18 protein-coding genes are annotated in these 26,163 nt (G+C 46.1%); 11 read left to right on the top strand and 7 right to left on the bottom strand.

Translation table 11 applies throughout. From position 1 onward, the window contains the following. Nucleotides 1–62: 62 nt before the first annotated feature. The 3 genes from A3IK_RS0102915 to A3IK_RS20055 all read left to right on the top strand — a co-directional run bounded on the left by A3IK_RS0102915 (nt 63) and on the right by A3IK_RS20055 (nt 2,985). Nucleotides 63–1,241: a lytic murein transglycosylase gene (locus tag A3IK_RS0102915; protein WP_020558470.1), complete on the top strand. Its 1,179-nt coding sequence runs from the start codon at nt 63–65 to the stop codon at nt 1,239–1,241. A gap of 268 nt (nt 1,242–1,509) precedes the next feature. After that, complete coding sequence (locus tag A3IK_RS0102910; protein ID WP_020558469.1) at nt 1,510–2,505, top strand: ankyrin repeat domain-containing protein; 996 nt, start codon at nt 1,510–1,512, stop codon at nt 2,503–2,505. A 231-nt stretch (nt 2,506–2,736) separates the two neighbouring features. Beyond that, nucleotides 2,737–2,985, top strand: coding sequence for a hypothetical protein (locus A3IK_RS20055; RefSeq protein ID WP_020558468.1), 249 nt, complete (start codon nt 2,737–2,739; stop codon nt 2,983–2,985). 80 nt (nt 2,986–3,065) lie between these two features. Here the strand turns inward: A3IK_RS20055 and yjeH are convergent, their stop codons facing one another. Beyond that, entirely contained in the window at nt 3,066–4,328 is a 1,263-nt protein-coding gene (gene yjeH / locus A3IK_RS0102900) for an L-methionine/branched-chain amino acid transporter (protein ID WP_020558467.1), read from the bottom strand. A gap of 409 nt (nt 4,329–4,737) precedes the next feature. On the opposite strand from yjeH, the gene A3IK_RS0102895 reads away from it, so the two are divergent. After that, nucleotides 4,738–4,980 carry a hypothetical protein gene (locus tag A3IK_RS0102895; RefSeq protein ID WP_020558466.1) on the top strand — a complete coding sequence of 81 codons (243 nt, stop codon included), beginning with the start codon at nt 4,738–4,740 and terminating at the stop codon, nt 4,978–4,980. 13 nt (nt 4,981–4,993) lie between these two features. After that, nucleotides 4,994–5,923 carry a CysB family HTH-type transcriptional regulator gene (locus A3IK_RS0102890; RefSeq protein ID WP_020558465.1) on the top strand — a complete coding sequence of 310 codons (930 nt, stop codon included), beginning with the start codon at nt 4,994–4,996 and terminating at the stop codon, nt 5,921–5,923. A 39-nt stretch (nt 5,924–5,962) separates the two neighbouring features. Here A3IK_RS0102890 and A3IK_RS0102885 read toward each other — a convergent pair whose 3' ends face one another. Then, on the bottom strand, nt 5,963–6,745 hold the full coding sequence (locus tag A3IK_RS0102885) for a ferredoxin--NADP reductase (RefSeq protein WP_020558464.1): 783 nt from the start codon (nt 6,743–6,745) through the stop codon (nt 5,963–5,965). Between the two features lie 278 nt (nt 6,746–7,023). Between A3IK_RS0102885 and A3IK_RS18295 the strand changes: the two genes are divergently transcribed. The 6 genes from A3IK_RS18295 to A3IK_RS0102855 all read left to right on the top strand — a co-directional run bounded on the left by A3IK_RS18295 (nt 7,024) and on the right by A3IK_RS0102855 (nt 20,111). Beyond that, nucleotides 7,024–8,511 carry a DEAD/DEAH box helicase gene (locus A3IK_RS18295; protein ID WP_020558463.1) on the top strand — a complete coding sequence of 496 codons (1,488 nt, stop codon included), beginning with the start codon at nt 7,024–7,026 and terminating at the stop codon, nt 8,509–8,511. Between the two features lie 271 nt (nt 8,512–8,782). Next, entirely contained in the window at nt 8,783–12,331 is a 3,549-nt protein-coding gene (locus A3IK_RS0102875; protein WP_020558462.1) for a helicase-related protein, read from the top strand. Beyond that, nucleotides 12,328–13,638: an AAA family ATPase gene (locus tag A3IK_RS0102870; protein WP_020558461.1), complete on the top strand. Its 1,311-nt coding sequence runs from the start codon at nt 12,328–12,330 to the stop codon at nt 13,636–13,638. Before A3IK_RS0102875 ends, A3IK_RS0102870 begins: the two co-directional genes overlap by 4 nt. 2 nt (nt 13,639–13,640) lie before the next feature. Continuing rightward, nucleotides 13,641–14,300 carry a retron Ec78 anti-phage system effector HNH endonuclease PtuB gene (gene ptuB / locus A3IK_RS0102865; RefSeq protein ID WP_020558460.1) on the top strand — a complete coding sequence of 220 codons (660 nt, stop codon included), beginning with the start codon at nt 13,641–13,643 and terminating at the stop codon, nt 14,298–14,300. Then, nucleotides 14,300–17,209, top strand: a complete 2,910-nt coding sequence (locus A3IK_RS0102860; protein ID WP_020558459.1) for a DUF1156 domain-containing protein — start codon at nt 14,300–14,302, stop codon at nt 17,207–17,209. Before ptuB ends, A3IK_RS0102860 begins: the two co-directional genes overlap by 1 nt. A gap of 73 nt (nt 17,210–17,282) precedes the next feature. Further along, nucleotides 17,283–20,111 carry an ATP-binding protein gene (locus A3IK_RS0102855; RefSeq protein WP_020558458.1) on the top strand — a complete coding sequence of 943 codons (2,829 nt, stop codon included), beginning with the start codon at nt 17,283–17,285 and terminating at the stop codon, nt 20,109–20,111. 69 nt (nt 20,112–20,180) lie between these two features. On the opposite strand, the gene A3IK_RS18290 is transcribed toward A3IK_RS0102855, so the two are convergent. The 5 genes from A3IK_RS18290 to A3IK_RS0102830 form a co-directional block, all read right to left on the bottom strand. Continuing rightward, nucleotides 20,181–21,128 carry an XdhC family protein gene (locus A3IK_RS18290; RefSeq protein ID WP_020558457.1) on the bottom strand — a complete coding sequence of 316 codons (948 nt, stop codon included), beginning with the start codon at nt 21,126–21,128 and terminating at the stop codon, nt 20,181–20,183. Nucleotides 21,129–21,130: 2 nt separating this feature from the next. Continuing rightward, nucleotides 21,131–23,311: a xanthine dehydrogenase family protein molybdopterin-binding subunit gene (locus tag A3IK_RS0102845; protein WP_020558456.1), complete on the bottom strand. Its 2,181-nt coding sequence runs from the start codon at nt 23,309–23,311 to the stop codon at nt 21,131–21,133. An 11-nt stretch (nt 23,312–23,322) separates the two neighbouring features. Continuing rightward, the gene (locus A3IK_RS0102840; RefSeq protein ID WP_020558455.1) at nt 23,323–23,778 is read right to left on the bottom strand and encodes a 2Fe-2S iron-sulfur cluster-binding protein; all 456 of its coding nucleotides are present in this window, start codon (nt 23,776–23,778) and stop codon (nt 23,323–23,325) included. A gap of 115 nt (nt 23,779–23,893) precedes the next feature. Beyond that, nucleotides 23,894–25,180, bottom strand: coding sequence for a tRNA lysidine(34) synthetase TilS (gene tilS, locus A3IK_RS18285; protein ID WP_083915651.1), 1,287 nt, complete (start codon nt 25,178–25,180; stop codon nt 23,894–23,896). Next, a complete protein-coding gene (locus A3IK_RS0102830; protein ID WP_020558453.1) occupies nt 25,161–26,114 on the bottom strand; it encodes an acetyl-CoA carboxylase carboxyltransferase subunit alpha in 954 nt (317 codons plus the stop codon). The genes tilS and A3IK_RS0102830 overlap by 20 nt, the downstream gene beginning before the upstream one ends. Between the last annotated feature and the right edge of the window lie 49 nt (nt 26,115–26,163).

The following is a 26,163-nucleotide window of genomic DNA, read 5'->3' as shown; positions in this document are numbered from 1 at the left end:
CCTACTCTACTCTCATCCTATTTAGGGATTATTTTTCACGGAGCTAATTAATAAGGACCATTATGCGTATTTTATCAATAGGGCTATTACTATCGAGTCTAGCACTGCAGAGTGCTTGGGCTTGTCAAAACACGGCTGACTTTCAAAGTTGGCTCTCAGACTTCAAACAAAAGGCCGCACGCGAGGGTATTTCTAATACTACCATTGAGCAAACCCTAAGCTCGGTCAAATTCGATCCTAGTGTCATTCAGCGCGACCGCTCACAAGGCGTCTTTGCCCAGACCTTTTTGCAATTCTCTGATAAAAAAGTTTCCAGTAATCGTATTAGTACTGGGCGCAACCAATTGAAAAAGAATGCGGCGTTATTTAATCGCATTGAGGCACGTTATGGTGTACCAGCGGAAGTACTCACCGCATTCTGGGGCTTAGAGACCGATTTTGGCGCGGTATTAGGTGATTTTTCGACTATCCCGGCCTTAGCGACCTTAGCCTATGATTGTCGACGTCCAGAACGTTTTCGTCCTGAACTCATGCATGCCCTATGGCTAGTGCAAAAAGGGGATATGACTCCGGCTAAAATGCGGGGGGCTTGGGCAGGGGAACTAGGACAATTACAGTTTTTACCCTCTGGCTATAATTTGCATGGTGTTGATTTTGATGGGGATGGTCATCGTAATATTATTGCCTCTAAAGCAGATGCTTTAGCGTCGGCTGCTAGTTTATTAAAAAATTATGGTTGGCGAGCGGGTGAGCCTTGGCTCTTAGAGGTGAAAGTACCCAAACAGATGGACTGGGCTAAAGCACGCCTGGACAATAAACTACCGATTAGTACGTGGAAAGCCGAAGGGGTTACTCTCCCTAGTGGTAAACCCTTACCCAATAATGGGGTTGCTGCCCTACTGCTACCGATGGGACGTAATGGCCCTGCTTTCTTAGCCTATCCTAATTTCGATGCCTATTTGCAGTGGAATGAATCGAGTGTGTACTCGCTTACCGCCGCCTATTTTGCCACTCGTCTCGCCGGTGCTCCCGCGTTAAAACGCGGTAATGCGCCTATAGCCACGTTAAGCCTTAGCCAAGTGAAAACCCTTCAAAAGAAATTACGGGCGGCGGGTTTTAAAATCGAAAAAATAGACGGTATTATTGGTCAAGAAACCATGAGTGCGACCCGGAAGCTACAGCAGCAAAAAGGTTTACCAGCGGATGGTTACCCCGATTTAACTTTTTTTAATCAACTTTAGACCCTATCCCCCCCTATCTAAATAATGATGGGGGGCTTTTTAACTGCATGGTTCTGCCCTACTCTCTATCGGCAAGGCTTTATTTTATAGCATGTTTCAGCTATGGTTCACCCAACCTATGCATACCGATTTAGCCTTAGGGGTTAAAACAACGCTAAGTTGGCTTGTCCTTTGGCATAATATTTACTTAGGGCACACTATCCTACTCTAGCAGGGCATTGTTAGGGTCAGACACAAGAATCAATCTTTTTTCAAAGGCGGCAAACCTATGTCCACATTGAAGACAGTCGCACTCAGCGGAATATTATGTTCTTTATTATTCAGCACACAGATTTATGCGGCTCCTATTAGCACTAACAACAATATGCTCACTACCAGCAATAATACACTAGAGAATTCTGGTACTGCTCAAGCACCTGCAGCTCCTGCAAAACCTGCCATGTTATTACCTTATGATCCGACCATTCGGCTCAGAGGCCCTGCTCGTAACCCTACTTACGATAAAAACCTCATGGTATCGTTGCAAAGCAATTATATGAAAGAGGCCGAGCGTTGGTATGACGAAGGTGCAGATGTCAACAGCCTCGATCAACAAGGACGCAGCCTACTGTATCTCGCCATTTTCTCAAATCGCCTTGATAACGTAAAATTCCTACTGTTACGGCGTGCTAATGTCAATCAACGCAATGAAGACGGTTCAACTCCGATGAGTGCAGCCGTCATGCGTGGCAACATGACAATAATACAGTATCTCTTTGAACGCGGTGCCGCGCCGGTTGGTAAAATCGAAGGCAGTGGTGAAAGCTATCTACAGTATGCAGTCAAACGCCGCCTATCTGATGTAGCACAGCTCTTTATTGATAAGGGTGCCGATATCAATGAGCGCTACCCTAGTGGTGAATCACTATTGCAAGTAGCGGTCAGCAGTGGCTCGGATATGATCGCCTATCAACTCATGCAAAAAGGCGCGGATGTCAATGCAGCGGGTAGTGATGGTGTCACCGCGCTACACGAAGCCGCTGCTAAAGGCGGCCTCAATATGGCTAAACTCCTGTTACAACGTAATGCTAGTGTCAATGCTACCACTCGCAAGAACTGGACTCCTTTGCATCATGCTGCACGTTTTGGGCATTATGATATGGTGCGGTTACTGCTATCACGCGGTGCTGATGCTACGATTCGCAACTCCGATGGTAAAACACCCTTAGGACTCGCACGCCAACTACAACACGCTAATGTGAGCGAACTCCTTTCCTCCCGTTAAGACCTGCTAATAAAGTAAACAGCTCGGATTTCTATTGCTGAGCTGTTTACTCACCGTCGTGATTTATTTATCCACCATTTAACCTTTTATCGTAGCCACTTTGAGGTGCTTTGACATAGACTTATGCCTATGTTCAATCATATTGAGGACTTGCTTGCGCCAAATAATAAGCGCTTTGAGTATTAAGGATAAGGTACTCTCTTTTTTACTATTAACTCGAAAGGCTCCATTATGCTAAAAGAAAAATTCTTAACTGAACTGCGTGCTCAATTACGCGACGCATTCCAAGCAGCCAAAGCCGGAAAACCCGTCTCAGCCGCAGACAAACATCGCTGCGAAGGGTTTATGCAAGCGGGTGAGTTTTTAGGTTTAGTCACGGATGATGAAATTGCAGCCTTGATTAATTCCGTGCATATCAGTGTGTATGGTCAATCGATTTTAGAGAAACGTATCGCACAACAGGGGATGCGCTTACATTAGTTGTATCTCTAAAATGCCCTTGCCCGTATGCACTCCTCAGGGGGTAATACGGGCAACTCAGCAATCATTTCCGCCTCAACTCATGAAGACTTTAGTGCCACCGCACGCCACTTCTGAATAAAAAGATAGCCCACAAATAAACCCACCACCGCTAAAGCGTAATAGCCCTCGGCTCCCAAAAAGACAAACATAAACGCACACAATAAAGTGCTTAATACCGCAACACCTCGCGCCCAACCGCTCAAAAGCTTTACCCCTGCCAACATACACAGCAGATAGAGCAGCACAAAATTGCCATTGGCATAACGAATCAAGGCATCCAAATCGCTTTGCCACCACCAGAATAAAGTAGCAAATGTCATACAGGTCGCGACGGTTGCATACAGTGCATGGGTTGGAATTTTACGCGCATTGGTGTGCGCGAAGTAAGGCGGCAATTTGCCCTCATCCGCAAGACTCCAAATCAAACGCGCAAACCCTTGCACATAAATATTCATTGAGGCAAAGCAGGCTAAAAACCCCACTATTGCCGCTACCCAACGCGCCTCTGCGCCAAAAAGTAGCGCGAGCATATGCGGTACTGCTTGAGTATTGGCCTCCTGTGTACCATAGGCTCCCAGCTTAATCACTACCACCGCACACGCCCAATACACTAAGCCCGCGATGAGAATACCCAATAAAATGGCAATGGGTAAATCACGCTCCGGGCGACGAAACTCCTCACCTAAATGGGCAAACGCTTCTAAACCCACAAAGCACCAAAACATCACCCCCATGGCACGCGTAATCTCTGGTAAGGCATCCACGGTCATAGCCGGTGGGGTGATATCTGCTCTACTAATCTGCGCCCCCGACCATAAAGCAACCACCATGGCAATAATTAATAAGGCAATAATAAACTGTACCTGACCAGAGGTTTTAGCCCCCGCGAGTCCCAAACCTAACATCGCCAATAGGGTAAGGATTTGAATCAAGAGTAGTTCCCAAGCTGGTACTGCCCACACCGACTGAATAAAGCCCACGGCAATCATTAAAGCCGCCGGTAAACCTACCGGGATAACAGTCAGAAATAATAAGGCGGTGAGCATTTCCCACTGAGCACCAAAACTACGGCTAATATAATGACTCACTCCCCCTGCATGTGGATAACGCCGCCCCAATGCCGCAAACGTTACCCCTAAGGGAATCACTAATAAAATCAGCAATATCCAAGACCAAAGTGAGTCTTGTTGGGCAACCGTCGCCCCTAATGCGGGAATCACAAAAATCCCCGTGCCTAACAGTGAGGTGGTGAGTAAACTCGTACCGCTTACAATACCCAGCTCCTGATGTAATCGCGCCATAGTCAATCCTTTATCATGCTTAAGGCGCTATGATACGAGGGCACACTCACACTCAGCTACTGACAAAACGTGGGATTTCAATACCAAACTGTCTCTAGTGAGTAGCAAATTGCTCACTCTCCTGTTTACTCATGAGATTTTATTATGCTTGGGTTAGTACTTGAGTAGGCATACCAACGTAATCGGGTATTTCTTCCGCAGCCGCTGTGAATACATCCCTGCCGCCAAGACTGCTCCAGAAATACCCGCTTACGTTGGTTCAAGTACTTATCTGTTTTTTGCCTAGCTAATTCTCACATAAATCACTTTTCGGCATATGCAATGCGAATTTTATTAGTTCTTTTTCATCACGGCTGCTTTTAAGATGCCCACTATTCTAAAACATCATCGTTTTTACAGGATTTTTAAGATGGCATTTTCTAACTTTAAACGTACTTTATTAGGTGCTGCACTCATCGTAGGTATCAATACTTATTCTGCCTATAGCCATGCTGCTGAGGTTACAGAACCCACACTGTCCTATGCCCCCACTCATGTAGTATACACAGCAGTAGCTACAGCCGTTTTGCCAGCACACTATCAAATCAATCACTCAAATAACCTCAGCTCTATGGAAAGCATGGCTCCTAGCAACTCTAGCTGCCTGTCGTAAGATAACAATTAGTATGAATTTTCAGCAGTTGAGAATTGTACGCGAAACGGTACGCTGCAACTTCAATCTTACTGAGGTCGCTCAGGTACTGTTTACCTCACAATCCGGTGTTAGCAAACATCTCAAGGATTTAGAGGATGAGTTAGGGGTTACTCTGTTTGTACGCCGTGGTAAGCGCTTATTAGGTTTGACTGATCCGGGGCGAGAATTATTAGGCATTGTTAAACGCGTGCTATTAGATGCTCATAATATTAAGCAATTAGCGGAGCAGTTTAGTAATAGTGAAGAAGGCTCGTTAACCATTGCCACCACCCATACCCAAGCCCGCTATATCCTGCCCCCGATTGTATCGGAGTTTAAGAAACATTTTCCTAAGGTCAATTTAGTCCTCCATCAATGCCACCCTAGTGAAATTGTGCAACGCTTGCAATCGGGTAAAGCCGATATTGGTATTGCTACGGAGGCCTTACAGGATGCGTCTACTATTACCACCTTTCCCTTTTATACATGGCATCATGCGGTAGTCGTTCCCCATGGACATGAACTGACACAAGTGCCTAATTTGAGCTTAGAGCACTTAGCAGCCTATCCTTTGCTTACTTATTATGACGGCATTACCGGACGAGCGAATATTGATCAAGCGTTCGCAGAGCTGGGGTTAAAACCTAATATTGTCATTGCTGCACTCGACTCTGATGTGATTAAAACCTATATTGAATTAGGCTTAGGCGTGGGGATTTTAGCGGCAATGTCGTTTAATCCACAACGTGATCTCGGCTTGACCTTATTAGAAGTACCGCAGCTCTTTAAATCCAATACTACCCAGATTGGTGTACGCCAAGGGCATTATTTGCGGGCTTATGCGTATCGGTTTATTGAATCTTGCTCGGCGCGGCTGACTGAACCCCTAGTACGCGAGCTGTTGGCCACCACTAAGAACTAGATCCAACACCGTTTAGCCTCATTAAGCCCGCCTAGAGTACTACTTCTCCACAAAAGCCCGCTCAATCACATAATCCCCCATCTCGCCTTGGCGTGGTGACATGTGAAAACCGTAGTTATTTAGCATGTGGCTAATATCCTCTAACATCGCAGGGCTTCCACAAATCATGGCGCGATCAGTTTCAGGATTCAAAGGCTCTTGCCCAATATGCTTAAATAACTCACCCGACTGCACCAACGCGGTTAAACGCCCATGATGAATAAAGGACTCACGCGTCACAGCAGGATAATAAATAAGCTTCTCCCGCACTTCTTCACCTAAAAACTCATGGGCGGGCAAGGTCTGCTCTAGATAGTCTTTATAAGCCAGCTCACTTTTCCAACGCACCCCATGCAGCAGAATAATCTGCTCAAACTGCTCATACATTTCAGGGTCATGTACCAAACTCATAAAGGGCGCTAACCCGGTGCCGGTGGCAAATAAAAATAAGCGCTTGCCCGGCTTTAAATCACGCAAAACTAGAGTCCCGGTCGGTTTACGGCTGACATAAACCAAATCCCCTACTTGCAAATGCTGTAGACGTGAAGTGAGTTTGCCGTCTTGGACTTTAATGCTAAAGAACTCTAAAAAGTCCTCATGATTCGCACTAGCAATACTATAAGCACGCGTCAGTGGTTTTCCCTCCACCTCTAGCCCCATCATGACAAATTGACCATTGAGAAAACGAAAGCCTTGATTGCGCGTGGTGCGAAAAGAGAATAATGTTTCATTCCAATGGGTTATATCGGTCACTGTTTCAGTGATATAAGGGCTGGTGCTCATGGAGCTAACTACCTAGGTCAATAATAGAAAGGCACAACCTACTAAAATAATCCATTAATGGCAAGATGGTGCTTTGTATGTCATTATATTGACCCGCTTATAGATATTATGAAAGTCAAAGGGTCTTGCTGGAGCAGTCTTGGCGGTATGGATGTATCCTTGTAGCGTACAAGGATGTATTCACAACGACTGCGGAAGCAAGACCCTTTGACTTTATTCAATACTGAGGTCTATGGGCGGCTATCTGATTCAAAATTAAAGTGTGATATGCTTAAGGCATGGATAATCAATATTTAAGTGACATACGGTTTGACGCCTTTGCGCTTCATCCCGAACTCCTCCGCTCTTTGCACGAAAGTGGCTTTACTCAATGCTCACGCATTCAAGCGGCTACCCTCCCCTATACCTTACAAGGTCAAGATGTAACAGGGCAGGCGCAAACCGGAACGGGTAAAACAGGTGCTTTTTTAGTTTCCATTTTTCAACATTTACTGACCCACCCCCTCGCTGATCCACAGCCCGGCGATGTGCGCTGCCTTATTCTCGCCCCTACGCGTGAACTGGCTATTCAAGTAGCGCGTGATGCGGAAGAATTAGGACGGCATACCGGCCTGCGTTCGGTATTAGTGTATGGTGGTGCAGGGTATGATAAACAACGCCGTCAATTTGAAAGCACGGTGGATGTGCTCATAGGCACACCCGGACGCATTATTGACTATTACAAACAAGGCGTATTTCGTCTAGATCGCGCTCAAGCACTGGTATTAGACGAAGCGGATCGCATGTTTGATATGGGCTTTATTCAGGATGTACGCTATTTATTGCGTAAACTACCCGCCCCTACTGAACGCCTGAATATGCTTTTCTCGGCTACTTTATCCCAAAAAGTACTGGAACTTGCTTATGAGCATATGGATAACCCGGTGCCGGTTAAAATCGAATCGCAAACAGTGAGTGCGGCGAATATTACTGAGCATCTTTACTTCCCTGCCAATAAAGAAAAAATCCCGCTCCTAATTGGCCTAATTCGCCATCTTAATCCGTTTCGCGCCATTGTGTTTGTGAATACTAAATACGGTGCTGAAAAAGTTTATGATTATCTGCGTAGTAATCGCATTAGTGCGGGATTAATTTCGGGTGATGTGCGTCAATCACGCCGCGAGCGCTTATTAAAAGACTTTGAGGAAGGCAAATACCAAATTCTGATTGCGACTGATGTGGCTGCACGAGGGTTGCATATTAGCGATGTAACTCATGTGTTTAATTTTGATTTGCCGCAAATCGCCGAAGATTATGTCCATCGCATTGGACGCACCGCACGGGCAGGCGCATCAGGTGAGGCGCATAGTTTTGCCTGTGAAGATACCGCGTTTTATTTGCCGGAGATTGAGGCTTATACAGATAAGGTCATTCCAGTTAGTGCTATTGATCCTACATGGTTAGAAGGTGTTCAACTGCCTAGTCGTAGTGCGAATCCAAAACGCCAACGAGAAGCTTCTGAATCCAAAACGCGGGAACGTGAGCCACGTCGGGAACGTACCCCACGTTCAACACCACAGGCGGCACGAGTACCCTTAGCCCCTATTTCGGAAGAAACCCCTCCTGTAGTAGAAGCCAAGAGTGAAGCGGCTCCAGCAGAGGCTACTGTCACGCCAACGCCCACTAAAACCAAAAAGGGTGCCACTACCGAGCCAGAAGCTACACCTTCCTCGAATACGACTAAACCACGTATTACGCTTGCGCATGTGTTTATGGGGTGTGAGTAACCTTCGCTATCTGAGTGCCAATAGACCTTTCATCCGTTGGCACATTAGAGCGCTGTAATCTCGCTCAGGCTCAAGCCAGGGAATGATAAGCCTTCTTTGCACCCACCAAACCGAAGAAAGCCAGCAAACTCCAATCACATTTGGCTCAAGCGGCAAATACCATACCTAACTACTTCCTTATCTATCCAACCTGGAACAAGACCCTTACTTTTAACTGAACGGTCATCTATAATTCTTCACCTTAACTAGCTACTTCCATCTTAAAGCCCTCATGTTAAAACTCGAAGAAATTCAACAAAATAGTCAAATTCGTGGCATCAAGAATGATGATATTGTTCAAATTATTCAAGTAGTTCCTATTAGTGATACAGCGCTTACGGTTTATTACAAGGACAGCAAAGGGGGGTTAGGGGAGCAAATGCTATTTCGCTCCGATGAGGCACGATTATCGCTTGCTCAAGCAGAGCGCTCTTGGGCCTTTAATGCTGAGGGAGAGCACTTTAAATTAGGTTTAGAGGCCTATCGTATTTCTCAGGCTGCTTTATTTGACCCTATGATGGCTGTACATACCTCTAATGTCGAACCCTTACCCCATCAGATTTCAGCAGTATATGAGGCTATGCTACCTAAACAGCCCCTACGTTTTGTACTAGCTGACGATCCGGGTGCGGGTAAAACCATTATGGCGGGCTTATTAATTCGTGAGCTACTCATGCGAGCCGATGCTAAGCGTATTTTAATTATATCACCGGGTTCTTTAACCGAACAATGGCAAGATGAGTTACTCGAAAAATTCGGCGTCACTTTTGAAATCTTTAGCCATGAAAAACAAGAGCAATGTGCCTCCGGTAATTATTTTGACGAAGCTGATCAGCTTATTTGCCGTTTAGATCAGCTATCACGAAATCAGGGCTATCAAGAAAAGCTAAAACTAACCGAGTGGGATTTAATTATTGTTGATGAAGCACATAAGCTCTCAGCTAATTATTTTGGGGATAGTATTAATAAAACTAAACGCTTTATTTTAGGAGAACTATTAGGTTCCATTACTCGCCACTTTCTCTTAATGACAGCTACTCCACACAATGGTAAAGAAGCTGATTTTCAAATCTGGCTCTCTTTATTAGATACTGATCGTTTCTATGGTAAGTTTCGGGATGGTGTACATAAAGTTGATGTCTCTGACTTAATGCGCCGCATGGTGAAAGAAGAGTTACTAAAATTTGATGGTACAAAACTCTTTCCTGAGCGTCGTGCTTATACTGCTAATTATCAACTATCACCTTTAGAAGAAGCTTTATACGAACGTGTAACCGATTATGTACGCAATGAAATGAATCGGGCGGATAAGCTCAATGGTAAACAAAAAAACACTATCGGCTTTGCCTTAACTCAGCTACAACGCCGCCTCGCCTCTAGTCCTGAAGCCATTTATCAATCGCTAAAACGCCGCCATAAACGTCTAGAGCAACGCCTAGAGGAAACCAAACAACAAGCGCGTGGCAAAACTAATTTCAACAATCAAGTGGCTGAAACCTGTGAGGATGGTTATGCGGTTAAAAGAACTATTAAACTCGACTTACCTGAAAATTTTGATGAGTTAGACGAAGAGCTTAATGCCGAAGACTATGAGCTATACACCGAACAAGTTGTTGACCAAGCGACCGCCTCCGAAACGATTCAAGAGCTAGAGGCCGAAATCATTAGCTTAAAAGCCTTAGAACAACAAGCTTTAGAAGTAGTCCGCTCGGGTAATGATAAAAAATGGGAACAGCTCTCAGCACTATTACAAGAGCGCCCCGAAATGTTTACTGCCAATGGTAATCGACGCAAGCTGATTGTGTTTACTGAGCATAAAGATACTTTAGTTTATTTAAAAACACGTATTAGCGATGTATTAGCCAATCCCAATGCGGTACGTGTCATTTATGGAGGGACTAATCGTGATGAGCGCCGCAAAACTCAAGAAGAATTCCGGAATGATCCCGACGTATTAGTTCTAGTCGCTACAGATGCTGCAGGTGAGGGTGTCAATTTACAAAACGCCAATCTCATGGTGAATTATGATTTGCCGTGGAATCCTAATCGTTTAGAGCAACGCTTTGGTAGGATTCACCGTATTGGTCAAACTGAAGTGTGTCACTTATGGAATATTGTAGCGAATCAGACTCGTGAAGGTGCGGTGTTTCAAAAATTATTTGAAAAAATCGAGGTTGAACGTGCCGCATTAGGTGGCAAAGTATTTGATGTATTAGGAGAGGCTTTTGATAACGTTTCATTAAAAGACTTATTAGTAAAGGCGATTCGTTATGGAGAAGATCCTGATGTTCGTAATCAAATGAATCAAGTTATTGAGGGCGCACTAGATACTCAACACTTAAAAGAAATTATGCGCCGTAATGCTCTAGTAGAGCAGCATATGACTTTAGAGGATTTATATACAGTTAAAGAGGAAATGGAAAAAGCCGAAGCACGCAAACTACAACCCTATTTCATTCGTGCTTTTTTTACCGCAGCCTTCCAGCACCTAGGTGGTGAATTGCGCCCACGAGAAGCAGGACGCTATGAGATTCGTAATGTACCTAGCGCTATTCGTGAGCGAGATAGACGTATTGGTAAATCCCGCACCCCTGTCTTAAAAAAATACGAGCGTATTTGTTTTGAAAAACAACTAGTGCGACCCATCGGTAAAGTAATGGCGGATTTAATTCATCCGGCTCATCCTTTAATGTCAGCCTGTACAGATTTAATTTTAGAAGCGTATCAACCTAAACTAAAGCAAGGTGCTATTTTAGTTGACCCTAATGACTACAGCACTAGCCCAAAAGTTTTATTTATTCTCAATCACGCTATACGTGAATCGGGTGGTGTGGGTAAAGAGGTATCGCGGCGTTTACAGTTCGTATTAATTGATCCTCAAGGTCAGGCTTATCATGCAGGGTATGCGCCCCATTTAGATTTATTAGCGATTACACCTTACGATTTAAGTCTTATTCCGGATGTCATCAATGCTACATGGTTACAAAATAACTTAGATAGTGTAGCGCTGGATTATGCTTCACGCGAATTAGTACCAGCTCATTATCAGGAAATACATGCACGACGGATAAAGCAAGCGGAGAAAATTCATCAAGCAGTACGTGAGCGCTTGGTCAAAGAAATCAATTACCAGCAAGATCGCTATTTAAAACTCAAAGAAGAGGTGGCTGCTGGCAAACAACCTCACATTACACCAGAGCAATTTCGACTGAAAGCGGAGGAATTGAGCGAGCGCTTAAAAGATCGTGAGCGCGAGTTAGAGCTAATGCGTCATGTGGTATCGAGTACTCCTATGGTTGTCGGGGGTGCTTTGATTATTCCTCAGGGCTTATTGGCTCAACGTCAAGGTGACACACAATTTTCAGTAGATACTGTGGCCCGTAGTCGTATTGAACACATTGCTATGCAAGCGGTGATACGAGCGGAGCAGGCTTTAGGTTTTACGACCAAGGATGTTTCAGCGGAAAAATGTGGCTGGGATATTACCTCTCGCCCCCCTGTTAACTCTGATGGTTCATTGCTCCCTGATCGCCATATTGAAGTGAAAGGACGTGCTAAAGGACAAAATACTATCACCGTCAGCCGGAATGAGATTATTTATGCACTCAATCAGGCCGCTAAGTTTCTATTGGCTATTGTGTTGGTGGAGGGTGATGATTATGAAGGTCCTTTTTATATTACCAATCCCTTCAAATCTGAGCCTGATTTTGGGGTGGCGAGTGTCAACTATGATCTAAATGAGTTTCTTTATAAGGCGGTCAAACCGGAGCAAACCCTATGAAATTGAAAACCCTGCAGCTAAAAAACTTCCGTCGCTTCGCTGACTTGAGTATTGATTTCGATTCACAACTAACAGTTATCGTAGCGCGGAATGGTCAGGGCAAAACCACGCTGCTGGATGCCGCCACCATTGCTCTTGGCACCTTTGTTGGTGCATTTGATCTGGGCAAAGCCAATCATATCGAGCGTAGTGATGCCCGTCATGTTTCCACGATGGAGCGGAGCGCCAATGAGCAGCAGTATCCGGTAAAAATTGAAGCCAGCTTTTTACAGCCTGAACTCTATATCCTGCGGCAATTGATGGGGCCTAAAAACAAAACCACCATCAAGGATGCCAGCGCATTGACTGACTACGGCAAACGCTTGCAGGCTAGCATGCGCGAATTCAGCGATGAAGTCCTGCCCGTGGTGGCATACTACGGCACCGGACGTTTATGGAAAGCCCACAAAAATATGAATCGCAAGGCGGTTTTGTCTGAGAGCCGCTCAATGGGCTATGAAGACTGTTTATCATCTGCCTCCAATTTCGTGCAAGTCCAACAATGGATGGCAAAGGCAACACTGAACTTGTGGCAGCAGGAGACAACACCTGGCTATGAAAAAAGTACGCTGCCTGCTCAGGTTAAGAACATTCAAGCTACTGTGGATAATCTTTTGGCGGATGAAGGTTGGAGCAATTTCCATTACAGTTCCCAGCATGAAGAGCTGGCAATGCAGCACCCTGATCACGGTATTTTGCCGGTTGGCCTGCTAAGTGATGGGGTTCGCGCTATGATTTCGCTGGCAGCTGATCTGGCGTGGCGTTGTACCAAGCTCAACCCTCAGCTTGGTCACAAGGCATCCATTGATTCCCCCGGCATCGTCATGATCGACGAGGTGGATATGCACTTGCACCCAGTCTGGCAACAAAAAGTGATTGCCTCGCTGCAAAATGCGTTCCCCAACATCCAGTTTATCGTCACGACTCACAGCCCACAGGTTTTGTCCACGGTTCCTGCTAGGTGTATCCGCATTCTTGGAAACGAGACTGTCAGAACACCTGAATTGCAAACGCAAGGATTGCCCAGTGCTGATATTCTGGCAAATATCCAGACGGTTGATCCTGTGCCAGATATTGAACAAGCGCATTGGCTTAGTAAATACAAGGCATTGATTCAGCAATACCAGCACGAGTCGGAACAAGGTTTGGAATTACGTCAAAAGCTTGATGCACATTTTGGCAAGGAACATCCCGCTATGCTGGAATGTGAGCGGCTGATCCGGCTGATGGCAATGAAGAAGAAATTGCCAACCAAAAGGGCTGGATAAACATGCATAAGCTGACCAGACCAGATGAAGCACCGGACTGTTTGTCCCGCTATCGTCATGGTCGCAACCAATGGGATGAGGTATCATCCGCCGAAAAGTCGGAAATCTGGGAAAAGCTGGACAAGATGCAGCAAGGCCGCTGTGCGTATTGTGAAAATGCTTTGTCAAGGTCTGGTGAGCACTATGACGCACATATTGAACATTTTCGGCAACGAGGTCGTTACCCTCAAGGAATATTTGAGTGGACAAACCTGTTTGGCTCATGCAATCGAAAAGATAGCTGTGGCAAGCATAAGGATGAATCCGGTGTTTATCCCCATGAAGACCTGATCAAGCCGGATGTTGAAGACCCGGAGCATTTTTTCCTGTTTGTGGTAGATGGCAGTATTGCCATTCGCCAAGGATTATCAGCAGTAGAACAACATAGAGCATCCGAAACCTTGTGGATTCTTAATCTGGATGCAGAGCATGGTGCGTTACGGCAGATGCGATCCAGTGTGGTGAAAGGTTACATCGAAACCGCAGAATACTTGGCGGCTATGTATGCCGCTTTTCCTGAGGATGAGGATGAATGGCTGGAGTTGCTTCAGCAAGAGCTGGCGGCAGTCGAGCATTTGCCGTTTGTAACTGCCATTAAACATATTTTAAAAAGCGAGTCTTAATGACAACCCCTATCAAATCCCCGAAGAAACTGATCGAAGTTGCCTTGCCATTGGATGATATTAATGCCGCAGCCGCGCGTGAAAAGTCTATCCGTCATGGGCACCCGTCTACTTTACATTTATGGTGGGCGCGGCGTCCGCTAGCCGCAGCACGAGCCGTATTGTTTGCACAACTGGTGAATGATCCGGGTTATCAGCGTGAGCTGGGTTTTGGTGTCAACAAGAAGGAAGCTGAAGCTAAGCGCGAAAAGCTATTTCAGATTATCCGCGATCTGGTGCAGTGGGAGAATACTAATAATGAGGAAGTCTTACAGCGGGCGCGGAATGCGATTTGGGAGAGCTGGCGCGAAACCTGCCATCTAAATCGTAACCATCCGCAGGCAGCCGAGCTGTTTAACCCAGAAAAGCTGCCTGCGTTTCATGATCCGTTTGCCGGTGGTGGAGCCATTCCGCTGGAGGCGCAGCGGCTGGGGCTGGAGGCCTATGCGTCTGATCTGAATCCGGTGGCGGTGATGATTAATAAAGCCATGATCGAAATCCCGCCCAAGTTTGCCGGATGTGTACCTGTGGGGCCGATTCCAGCGGATGAAAAGCAGGGGAAGCTGGCGGAGGACTGGAGTGGTGCGCGGGGTCTGGCGGAGGATGTGCGCCGCTATGGGCACTGGATGCGCGAGGAGGCATTTAAGCGTATTGGGCATTTGTATCCGCAGGTGGAAATCACGGCGGAGATGGCGAAAGAACGAGCTGACCTTAAGCCTTATGTGGGTGAGAAGCTGACTGTGATTGCGTGGTTATGGGCACGTACTGTGAAGAGTCCTAATCCGGCTTTTTCGCATGTGGAAGTGCCACTGGTGTCGAGTTTTATTCTTTCCAGTAAGGCAGGTAAAGAAGCTTGGGTGGAGCCTGTTGTTGATGGCGATCAATATCAATTTGTCATTCGTACTGGCAAACCGCCTGCCAAGGCCAAAGATGGTACAACAGCAGGAAAACGTTCCGCATTTTTGTGTTTATTTTCGGGTGTGCCTGTAGACTATAACTATATTCGTGAGCAAGGGCAGGCAGGACGAATGAGCGAAAAGCTTATGGCAATCGTTGCTGAAGGCAAAGGTGGTCGTGTCTATATTTCTCCTAATCAAGATATGATTGATATAGCTAAGAAAGCCCAACCAACATGGAAGCCTGAACATACTTTGCCTGTTAACCCTAGAGACTTTAAAACACCCAATTATGGATTAAATACATTCGGCGACCTCTTCACTCCCCGCCAGCTTGTTGCGCTCACCACTTTCTCGGATTTGGTACAGGAAGCCAGAACCAAGGTTATTGCCGATGCCAAAGCCGCAGGTATGGCGGATGATGGTGTGGGGATTGATGCAGGGGGATTGGGAGCTACGGCTTACGGGGATGCTCTTTGTGTATTTCTTGGTTTTGGAGTTAGTAGAGGAGCTGATGCGTGGAGTTCTCTAGCCTCTTGGCGAAATCAAGTAGATGCGACCAGAAATACATTTGCGCGGCAAGCCTTACCCATGGTTTGGGATTATGCTGAGGTAAACCCTTTTTCAAATTCATGTGGAAACTGGATTGGTAACTCATCAGATTGGGTTTGGAAAAGTCTTTTAAACTTACCGAAAAGCGACAGAGCTTTAGGGTTTACATCTCAAGTAGACGCTTCATCTCAATCAATTACTATCAATAAATTAGTTTCAACTGACCCACCTTATTACGACAATATTGGCTATGCAGACCTGTCCGATTTCTTTTATGTTTGGCTACGTCGCTCATTAAAACCAATTTACCCCAATCTATTTGCAACGATAGCTGTACCCAAAGCTGAAGAACTAGTAGCAACACCTTATCGCCATGGCAATAAAGAAAACGCCGAAGCCTTTTTCATGGAAGGTATGACCAAAGCTATTGGTAATCTGGCAAAACAGGCACATCCAGCTTTTCCGATTTCCATTTATTATGCCTTCAAGCAAGCTGAAACCAGTAACGACAGCACTAGCAGTACAGGTTGGGAAACATTTCTTGAGGCGGTGATTAAAGCCGGATTTTCTATTGATGGCACATGGCCAATGAGAACAGAAAAGCAAGGGCGTGTAATTGGTAATGGCACCAATGCACTAGCATCGAGCATTGTACTAGTATGCCGCAAGCGCAAAGCTGACGCCGAAACCATCTCCCGCCGCGACTTCCAACGCGAACTCCGCAACACCATGCCCGAAGCCCTAGAAACCATGATCGGCGGTGAAAGCGGACGCTCCCCTATCGCCCCCGTCGACCTCGCCCAAGCTGCCATCGGCCCTGGCATGGCGATCTTCTCCCAATACGCCGCCGTACTCAACCAAGACGGCAGCCCCATGAGCGTTCACGATGCCCTCACCCTCATCAACCGCGAAATCACTGACTACCTCAGCCCTGACAGTGGCAACTTCGACGCTGACACCCTATTCTGCTCTAGCTGGTTCGATCAATACGGCTGGGCGACTGGCGTATTCGGCGAAGCCGATACCTTAGCACGCGCCAAAGGAACCTCGGTTGATGGCGTGCGTGATGCCGGAATTATTGAATCAGGCAGCGGTAAAGTACGCATCCTAAAATGGCAAGAATACCCCAGCGACTGGAACCCCGAAACCGATAACCGTACCCCAATCTGGGAGGCTACCCACCACCTGATCCGCGCCCTCAATCAGCAAGGTGAAAGTGCAGCAGGAACCCTACTCGCGCGTATGCCCGAACGTGGTGAAGCCATCCGCCAACTGGCCTACCACCTCTACACCCTATGCGAACGTAAGAAATGGGCGGAAGAAGCACGCGCATATAATGAGCTGATTAGCGCATGGAGTGCCATAGTAGCAGCCTCACACGAAAGCGGTCATATTGACGAGCAGATAGGAATGGGATTTTAGGGTCTACTGATCAATGCAAAACCCACTGAAGACCATTTGAAACATTGTATGAATTGGCAAGCAGGAGCCAACCATGAGCCTTAAACCTTGGCGTGAAATTGCACGTCCCCATAAAGATATTTTAGAGGGTAAATTTGCTGAGTCTGAATTTGCCGCAGATATAACCCAAGTAGCTCAAAACAAAGGCTCTGGCTCTGATGAATATAGAGATGCCCAGCAATTTTTTGCGCGGACTTATATCACCGAAGGCATGCGCCTATTGCTGATTTCTGTGGCTAAACGTTTGGCTGGACAAGGCGGTGATCCTGTTATTCAATTACAAACTGCCTTTGGTGGTGGTAAAACCCACACCATGCTAGCGGTATATCACCTAGCCTCTCGCTCGGTGAGTCCTCACCTATTAGAGGGCATTCCCCCTATTTTAGATCAAGCCGGAATTCACGAGCTACCTCGTGCCAAAGTTGCCGTGATTGATGGTATCAATATTTCACCCAGCGAAGCTCAAATTAAAAAAAATCATAAACATGAGCAAAAGGTAACGACCTTATGGGGTGAGCTTGCTTGGCAATTATTAGGTGATGATGGCCTAGCGATGGTACAAGCCGCTCATGAAACCGGCACCTCACCCGGCAAAGCCGTTTTAGTAGAGCTTCTAGAAAAAGCTGCACCTTGCGTGATCTTAGTGGATGAATTAACCGCCTTTTTGCGTCAATTTGAGCCAGGGAAAAGCTATCCTGCAGGAACATTTGACTCTAATTTATCCTTTATTCAAGCCCTAACCGAAGCCGTTAAAACCGTACCTAACGCTATTTTGCTCGCCTCATTGCCCGAATCGGATGTCGAAGCAGGTGGCTCTATGGGGCAAAAAGCATTAACTGCATTAGAAAAATATTTTGGTCGGGTGGAGTCAGTCTGGAAACCCGTAGCAACCACAGAAGCCTTTGAAATTGTACGGCGGCGTTTATTTCAACACGCTGGTGAACCCGCAGAAGTCGAAGGAATTAGCCGCCAATTCCATGATTTTTATCGTGCCCATAGCAGTAAATTCCCGCTAGAAACGCAATCCAACGTGTATTTTGAGCGTTTATGCCAATCTTACCCTATTCATCCAGAGATTTTTGATCGACTTTATGAAGATTGGTCGACCTTAGAAAAATTCCAGCGGACTCGTGGCGTATTACAATATCTGGCGATTGTGATTCATCGCTTATGGAACTCTGATAATCGTGATGCGCTGATTATGCCCGGCTCATTACCCTTAGATGACAGTAATACACGTAACAAAAGCTTGCATTACTTACCCCAAGGTTGGGAGCCTGTCGTAGAGAAAGAAGTGGATGGAGTACGCTCTGAACCTAGCAACATTGATGGGCACGACACACGCTTTGGCAGTGTACAAGCAGCACGTCGAACGATGCGTACTATTTTTTTAGGCAGCGCTCCTACTGTCAGCCATCAAGCGATTCGCGGTTTAGCTACTGAACATATTTTATTAGGTTCGGTACAGCCCGGCCAAACATTAGGTATTTTTGAAGATGTTTTGAAACGTTTACGCGATCGTTTACACTATTTATTTGCCGATCAAGAGCGTTTTTGGCTGGATACTCGCCCTAATTTACGCCGAGAAATGGAAAGTCGGCGGCAAAATCTAAGTGAACGAGAAAGTGTTATTCCTCTCATTAAAGAGCAAGTTAATCGTCTACTCAAATTTTCCAACAAATATGGCCTCGCAGGTGTACATATTTTCACACCCTCGTCCGATGTGCCTGATGAATATGGGACTGGTATTCGCCTAGTCGTGTTAGCACCTCCTGCTACTTATAGTCGCAATGAAAAAAGTGCTGAAGTAGCTGCGTTGGAAGTTTTACAAAAACGGGGAGAGCAACCACGCCAGAAGCAAAATCGCTTGATCTTTTTAGCGGCTGATCACGACGTATTTTTAAACTTAAAAGATCAGGCTCGCACCTATTTAGCATGGAAAAGCATTATTCAAGATATTGATGAGGGCAAACTCAACTTAGACTTATTCCAAGCCAAACAAGCTCGTAAAAATAAAGACTCCGCCGAGCAAGTGTTGACGCAACTCACCAAAGATACCTATAAATGGTTACTCTGCCCGACCCAAGATATGACCAGAAGTAAGCAAGAGATTATCTGGGAGGTCGTCGCTATTACCTCTAATACCATGAATCTAATGGCTGAGATAGAAAGTAAGCTACGTGATGAAGAATGGCTTATTACCGAGTGGAGTCCTATTCATTTACAGAAACTATTAAAACAGTGGTATTTCAAGGATGGTCATACCGAGATTAGTGTACAAAAGGTTTGGCAAGATTGTTGTCATTATTTATTTATGCCACGCTTAGGTAATGATCAGGTATTAAAGGATACAATTAGTAAAGGTTTAACTAGTGAGGATTACTTCGCATTTGCCGCCGGTAAGAATGGAGACAAATATATAGGTTTCGCGTTTGGTAAACCTGCTATTGTTTCTATAGACTCCGAATCCCTTTTCATTGAACAAAACGCTGCTGCTGCCTATCTTGCAGCGAGTAAGCCCTCTGTTGTTACGGAAAATGTCAAACCTTATACACCAGAATCTACTCAATCCACATCTAAAACAAACACTGTAAACTTACCTAGCGATACGACTCCAACGGTCTCGAGTAAAAAGACGTTTTATGGCTCGATTCAAATTGACCCTCTCACTGCAAAAATGAAATTTGCACAAATTATAGAGGAAGTTGTGGAGCAATTTACTACTCGCCCTAATACTCAATTGAATATAGTAGTAGAAATTCGTGCGGATAGCCCTAATGGTTTTGATACTGCGTTACAGCAAACTATTAAAGAAAACTGTAATACGCTCAAATTCGATACTAATGAGTTTGATGATAGTTAATAATCTTAAAACAATCTGCTAGACGGGAGTATTTATCTCCACTTCTAGCAGGCTAATAAGATTTTATTTTTAAACCGATTTACGCCGTAGCTGCGTTATATGCCCCCAAATCGCAACTGCAATTTCAGCAGGTGTTCTACTGCCAATCGGCAAACCAATCGGTGCATGCAGTTTAGCAATCGCATCAGGGCTTAAATCCATTTGTTTTAAGCGCTCACGGCGGTTATTACTTGCGGCTTTTGAACCCAAAGCACCGATATAAAAAGCCTCGGTATTGAGTGCTTCCATTAACGCCATATCGTCTAACTTAGGATCATGCGTGAGAGCTAGGATACAACTACACCCTATACGCTCTTTTAGGCTTAATACTGCATCGTCTGGCATAGCGGTTACTAAGGTCGTATTCGGTACTGACCATTGGCTAGAATACTCCACACGCGGATCACACACTAAAATATCATAATCCAGTAACAACCCCATTTGTGCCACGGCTTGAGCTAGATCATTCGCACCAATCAGTAACGCTGTCCACGTACTACCCCATACCCGTGTAAAGCTAACCCCATCCCACTGAATATGCTCAGCTAACTGGGTAGGCTGCACTTGAATCGTATGAGACTCTAGATTAATGCGGCGCTCTAGACGCTTACCTGCGAGTAAGGTAGGTTCGAGTAATGCAATTTGCTCGGCAGCGAAGGGTTCAATAATCAGCTTTAGCTCAGTACCACAAGGTAATTGAAAGCGCCTTGCTTCCTCTTGAGTTGCACCATACAGCAATAATTGTGCTTGTGTTAAATGCGACCATTCCCCTTGAGCACAGCGCTCTAATAAATCCTGCTCAACACAACCACCGGATACCGAGCCTTGCAGCAAGCCATCCGCTGTTATTAGCATCAGCGCCCCCACGGGGCGAGGGGCTGAGCCTGCAGTTTGCACGACAGTGACTAATAAAGGTTGTTTGCCCTCTCTTAGCCACTGCTTAGCGGTTTGTAATAATACTAAATCGCTATGTGCCACACTTACACCTGATTCGGTAAAGGTAAGGTGTAGTAACGTTTACCCGTCACCGCACTTAATGCATTCGCAACCGCCGGAGCAATAGGCGGAACGCCTGGCTCACCCACACCCGTGGGCTTCTCGGCAGATTGCACAATATGCACTTCTACTTTAGGCATTTGATTAATGCGTAATATGGTGTAATCATGGAAATTAGATTGCTCTACTTTGCCCTCTTTCAAGGTGATTTTTCCACTTAACGCCGCTGATAAACCAAAGCCTACCCCACCGCTCATTTGCGCATAGACCACATCAGGATTGATGGCCCAACCACAGTCCACCGCAACCACCACACGATCTACCGTGTAAGTCCCATCATCACGCACGGTGACTTCAGCGACTTCGGCTACATAACTATTGAAAGACTCCACGACCGCAATACCGCGTCCACGCTTACCTTCTAGTGGTGTACCCCAGCCTGCTTTTTCTGCGGCTAATTTTAATACACCTAATAAACGAGGCTGATTCGCTAACAAGTTCGCTCTAAATTGATACGGATCTTGTTTGGCAGCAACAGCTAATTCATCAATAAACACTTCGGTTGCATACCCTGTATGCGTATGTCCTACCGAGCGCCACCATTGCACGGGAACTCCTAGCTCAGTGGTATGCAGCTCAATATCGATATTAGGAATAGCATAGCCGCCCCCTGAGCCTTCAACAGAGGTAGGATCAATACCATTTTGCGCCATACCTGCCAGCATGGTATTCGCCACAATCGACTGCCCGATAACACGCTGTTGCCACGCAATCAATTGCCCGTCTTTATCTAACCCAGCCTTAAGTACATGATAGAAATACGGACGGTAATAACCTGCTCTCATATCATCTTCACGTGTCCAGACCAGTTTAATCGGCACCTCACGTTTAGAGATTTGGGCAATCCGCACGGCTTCTAGTATATAGTCAGAGTTCGTATTACCACGTCGCCCAAACGAGCCACCGGCTAATAGGGTATTAATCTTGATATTTTTCGGGTCTATACCGAGTAGTTTACCGACCATGATTTGATCAATCGTTTGTGCCTGATCACCATTCCATATCTCGCAGGTACCATTTTTAAGCTGCACCACGCTGTTCATCGGCTCCATGGCAGCATGGGCAAGATATGGGAACTCATAAGCGGCGGTCAGAACCTGAGCGGCTTGAGATAACGCTTGCTCAGCATTACCGGTTTGCTTAGCCACGGCTCCTTTTTTAGAAGCTAGCTCTTGATAAAGCTTTAATTGATCCGCACTGCTTAATTTAAAGCTTTTGCTTTCGTCCCATTCGATTTTTAACGCATCACGGCCTTGTTTGGCACTCCAAAAATCATTTGCCAAGACGGCAACGGCATTAACAATGTTGATAACCTCCACTACCCCTTTGATGGCTGTAGCAGCACTAACATCAACATTCTTCACCACGGCACCAAAGGTCGGCGCATGGGCAACTACTGCAACCAGCATATTCGGTAGATGTAAGTCTTGGGTGTATTGCGCTGTACCATTAGTTTTAGCGAGCGCATCCACGCGACGAAGATTATTTTTACCAATATAAATAAACTGATCCGGGGTTTTGAGCTTAATATCTTTAGGAGCAGGCTGTTGCGCGGCAAGATTGGCTAGCTCACCAAAGGTAGCCTGATGGTCAGCATGGGAGACCACACCTTTTTCGACTTTAATCTCACCAACAGGCACCGACCATAAAACAGCCGCAGCACCAACTAACATCGCCTTAGCAGCAGCACCCGCTTCACGCATTTGCATGAAGGAGTTAGCAATCGAGGTACTACCTCCGGTCAACTGCATCGGCATAAAGAGATTATTATAGCGGCTATCAGCAGGTGCATCTTCCACTTTAACCTGTGCCCAATCCGCATCTAGCTCATCGGCAATTAAGGTGGCAAGCCCGGTATGAACCCCTTGCCCCATTTCTAGATGTTTACTAATGATGGTAACGGTATTATCCGGTGCAATACGTACAAAAGCATTCGGCTCAAAGGCCGCTGCGGCGGCAGGCGCTGCATCTGCAGGTGCGGCAGCAGGCGTTGCTGCGGCTCCTTCTGCTAGCGCTTGATTAAAATAAACGCCTAGGGTCAAACCGGCTCCGGCGACCGCACTCGATTTCAGCCATTCACGACGGCTAAGATTAATAATCGACATAGTTCAACTCCTTAGCCTAACGTTTTAGCAGCTTGGTGAATGGCAGCACGAATGCGAGGATAGGTCGCACAGCGGCAAATATTCCCCCCCATCGCTTGATCAATATCCACGTCAGTGGGTTTCGGGTTTTTCTCCAGCAGCGCCACTGCGGACATGATTTGCCCGGATTGGCAATAGCCGCATTGGGGAACGTTTAAGGTCTGCCATGCGTCTTGTACTGCTTTAGCCGCCGTCGATTGCACGCCTTCAATCGTGGTAATCGCTTTACCAGCTACACTACCCACGGGAGTAATACACGAGCGAATCGGTTGACCATCCACATGTACGGTACAAGCCCCGCATTGCGCCATACCACAGCCGTATTTAGTTCCTGTTAGTAAAGCATGATCGCGTAAAGCCCACAGCAATGGCATATCGGGGGTTACATCTAGCTCTTTGCTAGCCCCATTGATGTTCAAAGTCAGCATTATTATTCCTTTAATGGTGAGTTAATAAGGAAGATTACAGAAGATTAAATAATTAAGGAGTGGGGTCTCTAATGATTATTATGACACTCCTCCACTATTCAGCACCCTATCATTATTAGACTAAAGTCTGGTCAAATTCAACCTCAGGGATGCTGATTAACTCGCCCTTAAAATAAATCAACGGCCTACGTTCACGCTCCCAAGGTGGAATTCCCTTGGTTTGCCAATAGGTTTTTAGATCAAGCCATTGTTTACCCTGTTTAAAGCGTTCGCCCCCTTGACGAATACATACCTTAAACAAAGTCTGTGTCTCTTGCGCTGCCGTTAAATATGCTTGCACACTGTCAGGTTGAATCAAATACTCATTAAAAATAAGTGTATTTTGCCCTGTCCATACAACTTGAGAATGGCGTGGTTGACCCAATGGTTTTAACGCATAGAGATCATCTCGATAGCGGCGCACCTCACAACCAGACCATTGAACTAAGGGATTAGCATCCACTTTAGCCGGTAATACCGTGGTTAAAATGCTGTCTAAACGAGCCGTACTAGGCATTAAAAAAGCAAGCTGCTCTAGCCATGCACGAATCAAAGCCTTTTGTAAAGGAGCTGTATGTTTACCTAATTTCTGCACTGATAAGGTATGAGGCTTAGAGCCTTGTACCTGCTTCAGTTGTTCTTGTAACAGCGTTTGAGTTAATGCGAGGGCTTCTTGTTGATGCTGTGCAGCTCGCGCTAATAGAGCTTTAGTCGCAGGCCAACGCCGCTCTAAGAGTGGAATGACCTGATGGCGCAGTAAGTTACGATTGAAACGAGTATCGGTATTACTCGGATCATCAATATAATCAAGCTGATGAGTATGGGCATAGTGCTCTAACTCAGCCCGCGCAAACCCTAATAAGGGGCGCACTAAATACCCTTTCCCCAACGCACGCTGTACTGGCATAGCCGCTAAACCTGCCATACCCGCCCCGCGTAATAGATTCAATAATAAGGTTTCAGCCTGATCATCTTGATGGTGGGCCGTGAATAATATTTCATTCGCTTCTAGTAGTTGGCTAAAGACTTGATAGCGCCCAGTACGTGCTAGCGCTTCAATACTCTCACCAGAGTCTAGGTCGAGTGTGAGTGTGTGAACGACTAGGGGAATACCTAATACTTCGCACTGTCGCTCACAATGTTTCACCCATTGTGCTGAAATGGCTTGAATTTGATGGTGGATATGAATCGCTCGTACTGGGAGGTCTGGGTGGTGCTGGTTAAATTGTGCGGCTAAATGCAGCAATACATGCGAATCCAAGCCCCCACTATAAGCAACCCAAACCCCACTCACAGGAGCCTGCTGCAATACTGCACCCAAAGCCCCTGCTAGAGCCGATGTATTACTCTTCGTAACGTCCAAAGCTCATTAAGCGTTGATAACGCTGCTCTAATAACTCATCCATAGATAAGGCTTTGAGTTCTTTTAGGGTGGCATCCAATACTTCGCTCAGGGTCTTAGCCAGCTCCGCATGATTACGATGTGCCGCCCCTAAAGGTTCGGGGATAATATCATCAATCAATTCCAAGGCTTTTAAACGCTCGGCGGTAATATTCATCGCATCCGCCGCTTCAGCCGCTTTTTCAGCCGTTTTCCATAAGATCGAGGCACAACCTTCGGGCGAAATAACGGAATAGGTCGCATATTGCAACATAAAGACCCGATCCCCTACCCCAATGGCTAAAGCTCCACCCGAACCACCCTCACCGACTACGGTGCAAATAATCGGGGTTTTGAGTTGCGCCATTTCATAAAGATTACGCGCAATCGCTTCACTTTGCCCACGCTCCTCGGCACCAATCCCCGGATAAGCACCGGCGGTATCAATAAAGGTGAAAATGGGTAAGTGAAATTTTTCTGCCATGCGCATTAGGCGTAGGGCTTTACGATACCCTTCTGGGCGCGGCATACCGAAGTTACGCATAATATTGTCTTTGGTATTGCGCCCTTTTTGATGCCCAATCACCATGACACTCTCGCCATTAAACCGCGCGAGTCCACCAATAATAGCCTTATCATCCGCAAAGGCACGATCACCATGCAGCTCCTGAAAATCGGTAAACATGAGATCAATCAGGTCTAACGTGTAAGGGCGCTTAGGGTGACGGGCGACTTGTGAGACTTGGCGCGGGGTTAGTTTGGCAAAGATAGAGCGTGTGAGTGAACTCGCTTTTTCCTCTAAGAGTGCCACCTCATTACTGATATTTAAATCAGAATGGGTAGTATCACGCAATTTAGCGATTTGGTTTTGTAGCTCCGCAATGGGCTGCTCGAAATCTAGGTAATCGGTATTCATCGGTCTCTATCATCTAACCCTGTATAGGTGGGCGATTTTACATACCTTA

The organism is Thiofilum flexile DSM 14609 (genome assembly GCF_000380185.1).
Taxonomy (GTDB): Bacteria; Pseudomonadota; Gammaproteobacteria; order Thiotrichales; family Thiotrichaceae; genus Thiofilum; species Thiofilum flexile.
This window is presented reverse-complemented; position numbering and strand designations above follow the sequence as displayed.